At 44.6% G+C, this 13,213-nt stretch carries 9 protein-coding genes; all 9 read left to right on the plus strand.

The window, feature by feature from the left end:
* Positions 1–1,168 (plus strand): phosphoenolpyruvate--protein phosphotransferase (gene ptsP / locus HMPREF1150_RS04285; RefSeq protein WP_032905543.1); only part of this gene is annotated, 1,168 nt, incomplete at its 5' end.
* Between the two features lie 233 nt (positions 1,169–1,401).
* Complete coding sequence (locus tag HMPREF1150_RS04280; protein ID WP_002910196.1) at positions 1,402–2,826, plus strand: NADP-dependent glyceraldehyde-3-phosphate dehydrogenase; 1,425 nt, start codon at positions 1,402–1,404, stop codon at positions 2,824–2,826.
* A 385-nt stretch (positions 2,827–3,211) separates the two neighbouring features.
* Positions 3,212–5,122 (plus strand): 1,4-alpha-glucan branching protein GlgB, encoded by a 1,911-nt coding sequence (glgB, locus tag HMPREF1150_RS04275; protein ID WP_002902694.1) that lies wholly within the window; start codon positions 3,212–3,214, stop codon positions 5,120–5,122.
* A 6-nt stretch (positions 5,123–5,128) separates the two neighbouring features.
* On the plus strand, positions 5,129–6,271 hold the full coding sequence (locus HMPREF1150_RS04270) for a glucose-1-phosphate adenylyltransferase (RefSeq protein WP_009660014.1): 1,143 nt from the start codon (positions 5,129–5,131) through the stop codon (positions 6,269–6,271).
* A complete protein-coding gene (gene glgD, locus HMPREF1150_RS04265; RefSeq protein ID WP_002896012.1) occupies positions 6,261–7,400 on the plus strand; it encodes a glucose-1-phosphate adenylyltransferase subunit GlgD in 1,140 nt (379 codons plus the stop codon). Before HMPREF1150_RS04270 ends, glgD begins: the two co-directional genes overlap by 11 nt.
* On the plus strand, positions 7,397–8,827 hold the full coding sequence (gene glgA, locus HMPREF1150_RS04260) for a glycogen synthase GlgA (protein ID WP_009660010.1): 1,431 nt from the start codon (positions 7,397–7,399) through the stop codon (positions 8,825–8,827). The genes glgD and glgA overlap by 4 nt, the downstream gene beginning before the upstream one ends.
* Before the next feature lie 213 nt (positions 8,828–9,040).
* Positions 9,041–11,437 (plus strand): glycogen/starch/alpha-glucan phosphorylase, encoded by a 2,397-nt coding sequence (locus HMPREF1150_RS04255; protein WP_009659998.1) that lies wholly within the window; start codon positions 9,041–9,043, stop codon positions 11,435–11,437.
* Between the two features lie 142 nt (positions 11,438–11,579).
* A complete protein-coding gene (locus tag HMPREF1150_RS04250; RefSeq protein ID WP_009660002.1) occupies positions 11,580–12,080 on the plus strand; it encodes a phosphatase PAP2 family protein in 501 nt (166 codons plus the stop codon).
* Positions 12,081–12,205: 125 nt separating this feature from the next.
* Complete coding sequence (gene manA, locus HMPREF1150_RS04245) at positions 12,206–13,147, plus strand: mannose-6-phosphate isomerase, class I (RefSeq protein WP_009659992.1); 942 nt, start codon at positions 12,206–12,208, stop codon at positions 13,145–13,147.
* The last annotated feature ends 66 nt before the right edge of the window (positions 13,148–13,213 follow it).

Raw genomic sequence — 13,213 nt, forward strand, 5'->3', positions numbered from 1 at the left:
AAGCCACTCTGCTATCATGGCACGTACGCTTGAAATCGCAGCAGTATTGGGAACTAATAACATTACTGAACTTGTAAAAGACGGCGATGTGATCGCAGCTAACGGTATCACTGGTGAAGTGATTATCAACCCAACTGAAGAACAAATCGCAGCATTTAAAGCAGCTGGTGAGGCTTATGCTAAGCAAAAAGCTGAATGGGAATTGCTTAAAGATGCTCAGACTGTGACTGCAGATGGCAAGCACTTCGAATTGGCAGCCAATATCGGTACGCCAAAAGACGTTGAAGGTGTCAATGCTAACGGTGCAGAAGCAGTTGGGCTTTACCGGACTGAGTTCCTTTACATGGATTCTCAAGACTTCCCGACAGAAGATGAGCAGTATGAAGCATACAAGGCTGTGCTTGAAGGAATGAATGGAAAACCAGTAGTTGTTCGTACAATGGACATTGGTGGAGATAAGGAACTTCCTTACTTTGATATGCCACACGAAATGAACCCATTCCTTGGTTTCCGTGCTTTGCGTATCTCTATCTCGGAAACTGGTGATGCTATGTTCCGTACACAAATCCGCGCTCTCTTGCGTGCTTCTGTACATGGACAATTGCGCATCATGTTCCCAATGGTAGCCCTTCTGACAGAATTCCGTAAAGCTAAAGCGGTTTATGACGAAGAAAAAGCTAAGCTGCAAGCTGAAGGCGTTGCAGTAGCAGACAATATCCAAGTGGGGATTATGATTGAAATCCCAGCAGCAGCTATGTTGGCGGATCAATTTGCCAAGGAAGTAGACTTCTTCTCTATCGGTACCAACGACTTGATCCAGTACACTATGGCAGCTGACCGGATGAATGAGCAAGTCTCTTACCTCTATCAACCTTACAACCCATCTATCCTTCGCTTGATTAACAATGTTATCAAAGCAGCTCATGCTGAAGGCAAGTGGGCGGGTATGTGTGGAGAAATGGCCGGCGACCAAACAGCGGTGCCATTGCTCGTAGGTATGGGCTTGGATGAATTCTCTATGAGTGCGACTTCTGTCCTTCGGACTCGTAGCCTCATGAAGAAGCTGGATACGAAGAAGATGGAAGAACTGGCTCAGCGTGCACTGACTGAATGTGCAACGATGGAAGAAGTTCTTGAGCTTGAAAAAGAATATCTGGACTTCGATTAATCTGAAAATTAAGATCAGGGAGTTTTTCCTGGTCTTTTTTAGTTTTCTTCAAAGGCATAGTGAAGTTTGTTCAGAAAGTTGAAATCAAAGAAAATAGAAATAATCAGATATAATATGAACAAACTTAGACAATCTATCTTAATTGTGAAAAAATTCTTTAAATTTATAACTTTTGGTTGAAATTTTCAGAAAATTTGGTAAAATAATATTTAATAACATTTTGGAGGGGACAAGTGACACAATATAAAAACTATATAAATGGAGAGTGGAAAGTTTCTGAAAATGAAATTACCATCTCATCTCCTATCAACAATGAGATTTTAGGAACTGTGCCTGCCATGACTCAGGCAGAGGTTGACTATGCGATGGCAAGCGCTCGTGCGGCTTTGCCAGCTTGGCGAGCTCTTTCAGCAGTTGAACGTGCAGCTTATTTGCATAAGGTTGCGGATATTTTGGAGCGCGATCAGGAGAAGATTGGCGAAATTCTTGCAAAAGAAGTTGCCAAGGGGATCAAAGCGGCAGTCGGAGAGGTAGTCCGGACAGCAGACTTGATTCGCTATGCGGCTGAAGAAGGCATTCGTATTCACGGTCAGGTTATGGAAGGTGGCGGCTTTGAAGCTGCCAGTAAGAAAAAACTGGCTGTGGTTCGTCGTGAGCCTGTAGGAGTTGTACTGGCCATTGCGCCATTTAACTACCCAGTCAACCTGTCTGGTTCCAAAATTGCTCCTGCCCTTATCGGCGGAAACGTCGTGATGTTTAAGCCACCTACTCAAGGTTCAATTTCTGGTCTGCTCCTGGCTCAAGCTTTTGCTGAGGCTGGTCTGCCTGCTGGAGTTTTCAATACCATCACAGGACGTGGTTCAGAAATCGGGGATTACATCATTGAGCATAAGGAAGTAAACTACATTAACTTTACTGGCTCCACCCCAATCGGTGAGCGCATCGGGAAGTTAGCTGGTATGCGTCCAATTATGTTAGAATTGGGTGGTAAGGATGCTGCAGTTGTGCTGGAAGATGCTGACTTGGAGCATGCAGCTAAGCAGATTGTTGGCGGGGCATACAGTTATTCTGGCCAGCGCTGTACGGCTATTAAACGTGTCATTGTCATGGAGAGCGTAGCAGACAAATTAGCGGCGCTGATTAAGGCAGAGGTAGAGAAACTGACGGTTGGGGATCCCTTTGATAATGCGGATATCACACCAGTCATTGATAATGCATCAGCAGATTTCATCTGGGGCTTGATTGAAGATGCTCAGGAAAAGGGAGCGTCAGCCTTGACAGAAATCAAACGTGAAGCAAATCTCATCTGGCCTGCCTTGTTTGACCATGTGACACTGGATATGAAATTAGCTTGGGAAGAGCCATTTGGTCCTGTTCTTCCGATTATTCGTGTGACTTCCGTTGAAGAGGCTATTCAGATCTGTAACCAGTCAGAGTTTGGTCTTCAATCTTCAGTCTTTACAAATGATTTCCCTAAAGCATTTGAAATTGCTGAGAAACTGGAAGTGGGTACTGTACATATCAATAATAAGACCCAACGTGGTCCAGATAACTTCCCATTCCTTGGAGTTAAGGGATCTGGAGCAGGAGTGCAAGGGATTCGTTACAGTATCGAAGCGATGACACAAGTGAAATCCATCGTGTTTGATGTGAAATAATGAGAAAGGCGGCTTTGTGCGGCCTTTTTTCTTACATTGATGAACTTGTAAATCTAATAAGATTACCTCATGATTTGAAAAGAATCAAGCATTTATATGTTTAATTGCTTATTATTTTAAAATGTAAATTTACATATTGGTCTATATCTTTATGAAAATTTTCATCTTTTTCTTGTTTTGGATAGCTCCTATATTTAGCGAAAAAGGAATAAAAACATACTTAGAGGCACAAAATGCAGTGTTTTCTCTCTCATTTATTACTAATTTTAGCTAATGTTCGGTTTTAGTGATTTTCCGTAAGGATATTTGAAATTTACTTGAAAAAGAGATAAAAATAATGTAGAATAGTATTATAGAAAACGCTTACAAATAGAAAGGTGATTACATGGATAAGAACGAAGCATTAAGAACCTTTACAACAGGTGAAAACTTTCATTTGCAGCATTATCTAGGGGCGCATCAGGATGAAGTGGACGGCAAGTCTGGCTACTCTTTCCGCGTTTGGGCGCCTAATGCTCAGAGTGTCCATTTGATTGGAGATTTCACCAATTGGTATGAAGAGCAGATTCCTATGGTCCGAAATGAAGCGGGCGTTTGGGAAGTCTTCACGGAGCTGCCTAAGGAAGGTGATATATACAAGTACAATATCAAGCGCAGCAGTGGTCAGGAAATTTTGAAAATTGATCCGCTGGCTATTTATCTGGAAGAGCGTCCGGGCACGGGAGCAGTCATTCGCACTATTCCTGAGAAGAAGTGGAAAGACGGTCTTTGGCTGGCACGCCGGAAGCGCTGGGGCTTCTTCTCTCGGCCGGTCAATATCTATGAAGTGCATGCTGGTTCGTGGAAACGCAATGAAGACGGCAGTCCTTATAGCTTTGCCCAGTTAAAAGAAGACTTGATTCCGTATCTGGTGGAGATGAACTACACGCATGTGGAATTCATGCCGCTTATGGCTCACCCGCTGGGACTTAGCTGGGGCTATCAACTCATGGGCTACTTTGCCTTTGAGCACACCTATGGCACGCCTGAGGAGTTTCAGGACTTTGTCGAAGAATGTCACTTGAACAATATCGGTGTCATTGTGGACTGGGTACCGGGTCATTTCACTATTAATGATGATGCTTTAGCCTACTATGATGGGACACCGACTTTCGAGTATCAGGACCACGATAGGGCCCATAACTATGGATGGGGTGCTCTCAACTTTGATTTGGGCAAGAATCAGGTTCAGTCTTTCTTGATTTCCAGCATTAAATTCTGGATTGATTTTTATCATCTGGACGGAATTCGGGTTGATGCTGTCAGCAATATGCTCTATCTAGACTATGACAGCGGTCCATGGCAGCCAAATAAAGATGGCGGCAATCGTAACTATGAAGGCTATTACTTCCTGCAGCGCCTCAATACGGTTATCAAACTAGCCCATCCTGATGTCATGATGATTGCAGAGGAAAGCTCCTCAGAGACCAAGATTACTGGCATGAGAGAGCTGGGTGGTCTTGGATTTGACTACAAGTGGAATATGGGCTGGATGAATGATATCCTTCGCTTCTACGAGGAAGATCCGATTTATCGTAAGTACGATTTTAATCTAGTGACCTTCAGCTTTATGTACGCTTTCTCTGAAAACTTCCTCCTGCCATTCTCGCATGATGAAGTGGTTCACGGCAAGAAGAGTCTCATGCATAAGATGTGGGGTGACCGTTACAATCAATTTGCAGGGCTCCGCAACTTGCTGACCTACCAAATCTGCCATCCGGGCAAGAAACTGCTCTTTATGGGCTCAGAATTTGGTCAGTTCCTAGAATGGAAGTCAGAAGAGCAGCTAGAATGGTCTAATCTGGACGATCAGATGAACAAAAAGATGCAGGGCTTCACTGCTGCACTCAATGCCTTCTATAAAGACAATCGTCCGCTTTGGGAAATTGATTTGAGCTACGATGGCATCGAAATCATTGATGCGGATAATACCGATCAAAGTGTCCTCTCCTTCATCCGTAAGACGGAAAAAGGAGATATGTTAGTTTGTGTATTCAATATGGCGCCGGTAGAGCGGAAGAACTTTACCATTGGTGTTCCAGTGGAAGCCATTTATGAAGAAGTATGGAACACTGAATTAGAAGAATGGGGAGGTGTTTGGAAGGAACATAACGAAACAGTTCAGTCTCAAGAAGGACTTTGGAAAGATTATCCACAGACCTTGACCTTTACGTTGCCAGCTCTTGGAGCCAGCATCTGGAAGATCAAGCGTCGGATTGCTCGAAAAAATGTTAAAAAAGATTCCACAAAGGAGTAATAGTCTATGAAGAATGAAATGCTAGCTTTGATTCTTGCCGGCGGGCAAGGAACTCGTCTTGGAAAGCTCACACAGAGTATCGCAAAACCTGCGGTACAGTTTGGCGGCCGCTATCGTATTATTGACTTCGCCTTGTCTAACTGTGCCAACTCCGGTATTCACAATGTCGGTGTCATTACTCAATACCAACCACTAGCTCTGAACAGTCATATCGGAAATGGTTCTAGCTGGGGGCTCGATGGTATTAACTCGGGCGTGTCCATTCTTCAGCCTTATTCTGCGAGCGAAGGAAATCGTTGGTTTGAAGGTACCAGCCATGCGATTTATCAAAATATTGACTATATCGACAGTATCAATCCTGAGTATGTCCTGATTTTGTCTGGGGACCATATCTACAAGATGGACTATGATGATATGCTTCAATCTCACAAGGACAACAATGCCAGCCTGACAGTTGCTGTTTTGGATGTGCCTCTCAAAGAAGCCAGCCGTTTTGGTATCATGAATACAGATGCTAATAATCGGATTGTTGAATTTGAAGAAAAACCAGAAAAACCTAAGTCAACCAAGGCTTCTATGGGGATTTATATCTTTGACTGGCAGCGTCTGCGCAATATGCTGGTAGCTGCTGAAAAGAGCAATGTGGATATGTCTGACTTTGGTAAGAATGTTATCCCTAACTACCTAGAATCTGGCGAAAGCGTTTATGCTTATGACTTTGCAGGCTATTGGAAAGACGTTGGTACAGTAGAGTCTCTCTGGGAAGCCAACATGGAATACATCAGCCCAGAAAATGCTCTGGATAGCCGCAATCGTCGCTGGAAGATTTATTCTCGCAACTTGATTTCTCCGCCAAACTTCATCAGTGAAAATTCCCACGTGGAAGACTCGCTGGTCGTTGATGGCTGTTTCGTTGACGGTACAGTAAAACACTCTATTCTTTCTACTGGTGCTCAAGTCAAAAAGGGCGCAGTTATTGAAGACTCTGTTATCATGAGTGGAGCTGTTATTGGCAAAGACGCTAAGATCAAGCGGGCCATTATCGGCGAAGGTGCTATCATCTCTGATGGTGTAGAGATTGATGGTACAGAGGAAGTATATGTTGTTGGATACAACGAGAAAGTGGGGGTACCAAAAGATGAAGATTGATAAATACTCAGCAATTTTAGGAAACACAGTCGGCTTCCATGATATGTCAACTCTGACAAATCATCGTCCAGTAGCCAGCTTGCCATTCGGTGGGAAATACCGCTTGATTGACTTCCCGCTTTCAAGTCTTGCCAATGCTGGTATCCGCAGTGTCTTTGGTATCTTCCAGCAGGACAATATCAGCTCTGTCTTTGACCATATTCGTTCGGGTCGTGAGTGGGGTCTGTCTACCTTGCTTAGCCACTATTACCTGGGAATCTACAATACTCGTGTAGAAAGCTCTACAGTCGGTGAGGAATACTATAAGCAGCTTTTGACCTACCTCAAACGTTCTGGTTCCAACCAAACTGTTGCACTTAACTGTGATATCTTGGTTAATATTGACCTCAATCAAGTTTTCCACTTGCATAATACAACAGAGCAGCCGATTACAGTTGTCTACAAGAAATTGCATAAGGAAAATATCTCAGATGTGAATGCTGTTCTGGATATTGACGAAACAGACCATGTCAGAGGGCATAAACTCTTTGATGGCCGAGAAGATGCTGAGCTCTTCAATATGTCTACAGATATCTTTGTAGTGGATACTCCTTGGCTGATTGAAAAGCTGGAAGAAGAAGCTAAGAAAGAGCATCCACAAAAACTGCGTTATGTCCTGCGTGATTTAGCGACTCAGGAAGGGGCATTTGCCTACGAATATACAGGCTATCTGGCTAATATCTATTCTGTAGAGACCTACTACAGATCCAATATCGATATGCTGGAAAGTAAGAAATTTTACTCTCTCTTCAGTCCGAACCAAAAGATTTACACCAAGGTTAAGAATGAAGAGCCAACTTACTATGCTGAGTCTTCAAAAGTATCTCGCTCCCAGTTTGCGTCAGGAAGCATTGTGGAAGGTGAAGTCATCAATTCTGTGATTTCACGGAATACCAAGATTAAGACTGGAAGCAGTGTCAAACACAGTGTTCTCTTCCCTCGAGTGAAAGTTGGAGAAAATGCAACTGTCGAGTACGCGATTGTGGACAAGGGTGTTGAAATTGGCGAAGGAGTGGTGATTCGCGGAACAGCAGAAGACCCAATCGTAGTCAAGAAGGGCCAAAAAGTTACAGAGGACATAATTCGATGAAGATTTTATTTGCAGCAGCAGAAGGAGCCCCATTTTCTAAGACAGGTGGTTTGGGAGACGTTATCGGCGCTCTCCCAAAATCACTGGTCAAGGCTGGCCATGAAGTTGGTGTCATTCTGCCTTACTATGACATGACCCATGCCAAATTTGGCGACCAAGTGGAAGACCTTTTCTACTTTGAAGTCAGTGTTGGCTGGCGTCGCCAATACGTTGGGGTCAAGCGACTGGTCTTGAACGGTGTGTCCTTCTATTTTATTGACAATCAGCATTATTTCTTCCGCGGCCATGTTTACGGGGATTTTGATGATGGTGAGCGCTTTGCTTACTTCCAGTTAGCAGCCGTAGAGCTGATGGAGCGGATTGATTTCATTCCGGATGTTCTGCATGTTCACGATTATCATACAGCTATGATTCCTTTCTTGGTTAAGGAAAAATACCATTGGATTCAAGCATATCAGAATATCAAAACCGTCTTGACCATTCATAATTTGGAATTCCAAGGTCAATTCCCTGACAGCATGCTTTGGGAACTATTTGGAGTAGGCTATGAGCGCTATGCAGACGGAACCCTGCGTTGGAATGACTGTCTCAACTGGATGAAGGCTGGTATTCTATATGCTGATCGAGTGACAACTGTATCACCAAGCTATGCAGGCGAAATTCGTACACCAGAATTTGGCTGTAATTTGGATCAAATCCTGCGGATGGAGTCTGGTAAGCTGGTCGGAATTGTCAACGGTATAGATACAGATATCTATAATCCAGAAACGGATTCGCTATTAGCCCATCACTTTGACAAATCTGACTTATCTGGTAAACTAGAAAACAAGCGGGCTTTGCAAGAGCGAGTTGGTCTGCCTGTGCGTGATGATGTGCCAGTAGTTGGGATTGTTTCCCGTCTGACCCGTCAAAAAGGCTTTGACTTGGTAGTGGAAGAGCTGCACAATCTCCTCCAGGAAGATGTGCAGATTATCCTCTTGGGAACAGGCGATCCAGCTTTTGAGCAGGCTTTCGCTTGGTTTGGCCATGCCTACCCTGATAAGCTTTCAGCCAACATTCTCTTTGATGTAACCTTGGCTCAGGAGATTTACGCTGCCAGCGATATTTTCCTCATGCCAAGCCGTTTCGAACCTTGTGGCCTGTCACAAATGATGGCTATGCGCTACGGAACCCTGCCTTTGGTGCATGAAGTGGGCGGTCTGCGTGATACCGTCGAGCCTTACAATGTCTATACAGGACAGGGAACTGGCTTTAGCTTCAATAACTTTTCTGGCTACTGGCTGACTTGGACCTTCAAGGAAGCACTCAGGCTTTATGCCGATGACAAGGAAGCTTGGAAATCTCTGCAAGAGCAGGCGATGGAGAGAGACTTCTCTTGGGATACAGCCAGCAAGGCTTACAGTGATTTATATCAATCACTTCTATAACATTTACTTTGGAATCAGTATAAGCAAATCCTCTCTTGCCCATGGGACAAGGGAGGATTTCCGTGAGAATTACATTTTTATATATTATCATACTGTGTTGGAGCCCTGTTTTCAGCTTGTGGCTGAAGTGAGTGCTTCCCATCTTGATTGAAAAAAGTATTTCTACGTTTAAATCTGCTTCCCGCTATTAAGAAAGGGAGATAACCATCGACTATGGAACTAACAAAAGAACGTTTTATTCGAGATTTTAAGGATATTCTACATGAAAGACAGCTGATTAAGGTTGCTGATGCGACTTCAGTGGAGCTTTTTCAGGCTTTGGCCAGCACTGTCCGCAAGTATATCACGCCCCTGTGGCTGGAGCGCCGCAATCAGTTGATTGAGCAGCAGCAAAAGACAGCTTATTACTTTTCTATCGAGTTTCTTCCAGGACGCATGCTGGAAACCAATCTGCTCAACTTAGGTATCCTCGATATGGTCAAGGAGGGCTTTGCCGAGTTGGGCGTTGACTTTGAAGATGTCAAGAATGCGGAGTATGACATGGCCTTGGGCAATGGCGGTCTGGGCCGCTTGGCGGCTGCCTTTATGGACTCGCTGGCAACCACTGGCTATCCAGGATTTGGAAATGGGATTCGCTATCGCTATGGACTCTTTAAGCAACGCATCGTAGATGGCTATCAGGTAGAAATTCCTGATGCTTGGTTTGGCAGTCTGGGCAATGTCTGGGAGACCCGTAAGGACCATGATATTGTCGATGTTAAAATCTTCGGAAATGTTTCCCTCCATGCTAATGAAAAGGGCCGGATCGTGCCACTTTATGAGAATTCCAAAACCTTGCGGGCCGTTCCTTACGATGTGCCGCAGATTGGCTTTGGCAATGATAATGTCAATAATCTCCGGCTTTGGGATGTTGAAATTCCAGAGGAGTATGAACTGGACTATCCGACCATTGAAGCTCGTCGCCGGGTGCAAGACATCACTGCCATTCTCTATCCAGACGACTCTAGCTACGAAGGAAAAGAGCTGCGCTTGATCCAGGAATACTTTATGACCAGTGCAGGTCTGCAGACCATTATCAAATCCTACCTCAAGCAAGGTCGCCCGCTCAAGGATATTCATGAGAAGGTCTCTGTCCATATCAACGATACCCACCCAGCTGTCGCACCGGCTGAGTTTATGCGTCTCTTGGTGGATGAGTACGACCTGGAATGGGCAGATGCTTGGAATGCCACGGTTAAAACCATGAGCTACACCAACCATACCATTTTGTCTGAAGCCTTGGAAAAATGGGATGCAGAGCTCTTTAAGAATGTCCTGCCACGGGTTTATCAGATTATCCTAGAAATTGACAACCGCTATGTGGCTGAAATGGCTGGACGCAGCCTTGATCCGCAAGTCATCGAAAACACTCGGATCGTCAAGGACAATCAAATCCACATGGCTCACTTGGCTATCATCGGTGGTCATTCAATCAATGGTGTTGCTAAACTCCACACCGAACTGCTCAAAGAAGACACCTTGCGTGATTTCTACAGCATTTACCCAGAGAAGTTTAATAACAAAACCAACGGAATTATCCAGCGCCGCTGGCTGCAGATTGCGGATGAGCCTTTATCAGCTGAGATTGATAAGCTAATTGGTAAGGGCTGGAGAAGTGATATCCATGAATTGCGTAAGCTTTTGGAATTCAAGGACAATCAGCAAGTGCTGGGCGATTTTTATCGAGTGAAGCAAGAAGCCAAGGCTCGTCTGGCTGACTTCATCAAGGAATCAACAGGAGTAGAAGTTTCTACAGAAGCCATCTTTGATGTGCAGGTGAAACGTCTCCACGCCTACAAGCGTCAGCTTCTTAACCTGCTTCATATCATCAAGCTCTACTGGGACCTCAAGGACAATCCTGATAAGGATATGGTGCCACGCGTCTTTATCTTCGGTGCCAAGGCTGCTCCAGGCTACCACTTTGCTAAGTCGGTTATCAAGCTGATCAATGAAGTAGCCAATCTGGTCAACAAGGATGAAAGCCTGCAAGGCAAACTCAAGGTTGTCTTCTTGGAAAACTACCGGGTCAGTCTAGCTGAGCTCATCATTCCTGCGGCAGATGTATCAGAGCAGATTTCTCTGGCTTCCAAGGAGGCTTCTGGTACTTCCAACATGAAGTTCATGATGACAGGTGCCATTACTCTGGCTACATTGGACGGAGCCAATATCGAAATCAAGGACGAGGTCGGTGACGACAACATTGTTATTTTCGGGATGGACAAGGACCAAGTTTACGAGCACTATGCCCGCCATGATTATTACTCACGAGGTGTCTATGAAAGCAATCCAGATATTCGCCGAGTGGTCGATACCTTTGTCAACGGCACCATTCCAAATGTTCGTGAAGAAGGCTCTGAAATCTACGAAGCCCTCATCACCCACAATGACGAATACTTCCTCTTGGAAGACTTCCACTCCTATGTAGAAGCTCAAGAGAAGATTGATGCTCTCTATCGTGACAAAGAAAAATGGGCCCGCATGAGCTTGATTAATATCGCTACATCTGACAAGTTTACCTCAGACGATACCATTGAGCAATATGCCAAGGAAATCTGGAACTTGGAGAAATAATACTCTTCAGAAAACATGAACAATAAGAGATTGGGGCTGGGGTCTCAGTCTCTTTTGCTATCCATCTACCATCTTGTCTAGAAATATGCTATAGTAGAGAAAGTATGAGAGTCCAACTTTTAGAAAAGCAGGGTAAGAAAGCATGAAAGACTACACGATTTTTTATCAACAATTAACGGCTCCTTTTCGCAGTCGCCCTCAGTGGCTGAAAGGGCTGGTTTACTTTAATAGGGGAATGACCCTGTTCATACCTATTATTTATGGTCTCGTTCTAATCAGTGCCTTTCTGACGGAAGGCTGGAAAGGGCTGCTTGCTTTTTTCTTCCTGCCAGCTATCGGATTTGGTCTGTTATCAGCTATTCGTAAACGGCTGAATCAAGCACGCCCTTACGAAAAATGGGCTATTCAGCCTTTGCTTGCAAAGGATACATCAGGCAAGTCCATGCCCAGCCGCCATGTCTTTTCGGCGACAGTGATTTCTATGTGCCTACTCTACTTTTTCTGGTTGCCGGGACTCCTCTGCCTCTTGCTTTCAGCAGGGCTGGCCGCAGTGCGCGTGATTGGCGGAGTGCACTATCCAAAGGATGTGCTGATTGGCTATCTTTGCGGCATTTGCTGGGGAGCTTTACTCTTTTTATTATAAAGGACCTGTTTTCGGCAGAGAGTAGACAAAGAACCTCCAGCTATATTATAATAGAAGCAGCAACAACCGTTTCGACACCAAGGGCTATTCCTTGCTGGATGTAAAAAATATTTAAGGAGAATACTATGTCAGAACCATTATTTCTACAGTCTGTGATGCAGGAAAAGATCTGGGGCGGCACCAAGCTGCACGATGTCTTTGGCTATGAAATTCCCAGCGACTATGTAGGGGAGTACTGGGCTATCTCGGCTCATCCCAATGGTGTGTCAACCGTCAAGAACGGACGATTTGCCGGCCAGAAGTTAGATGCGCTCTATGCCGAGCACCGTGAACTTTTTGGCAATCGTTCGGAACCTGTCTTTCCGCTTTTGACTAAGATTTTAGATGCCAATGACTGGCTCAGCGTTCAGGTCCATCCTGATGATGCTTATGGACTAGAGCATGAAGGGGAGCTTGGTAAGACTGAATGCTGGTATGTCATAGCTGCAGATGAAGGAGCAGAGATTATTTATGGCCACAATGCCAAGAGCAAGGAAGAGCTGCGCCAGCAGATTGAGAGCAAGGACTGGGACCGTCTCCTGACTAAAATTCCAGTAAAAGCTGGCGATTTCTTCTATGTACCAAGTGGCACCATGCATGCCATTGGATCAGGTATTCTGATTTTGGAGACCCAGCAGTCCAGTGACACAACCTATCGTGTCTATGACTTTGATCGTAAGGACGATGCTGGCAATCTTCGCGAGCTGCATTTGGAGCAGTCTATTGATGTTTTGACTATCGGTGAGCCAGCCAATAGCCGTCCTGTTACCATTCAGGCAGATAGTTTGACTTCTACTCTTTTGGTGGCCAATGACTTCTTTGCTGTTTACAAGTGGGATATTGCCGGTTCAGTCAATTTTAAAAAGACAGCAGACTATAGCTTGGTCAGTGTCTTGGAAGGTATCGGTGAGCTAGAAGTTGATGGAGCTGTTTACCCGCTCGAAAAAGGGGACCATTTCATCCTGCCAAGCGACATCACAGAATGGACCTTGTCTGGAGATTTGCAGCTGATTGTCAGCCATCCATAACTATAGAAAAATCAAGAGCAAATAATCGCTTTGCTCTTTTTTCTTTTAAAAATATAGGAAATAAGT

It is taken from the genome of Streptococcus sp. AS14 (assembly GCF_000286495.1).
GTDB lineage: Bacteria > Bacillota > Bacilli > Lactobacillales > Streptococcaceae > Streptococcus > Streptococcus sanguinis_P.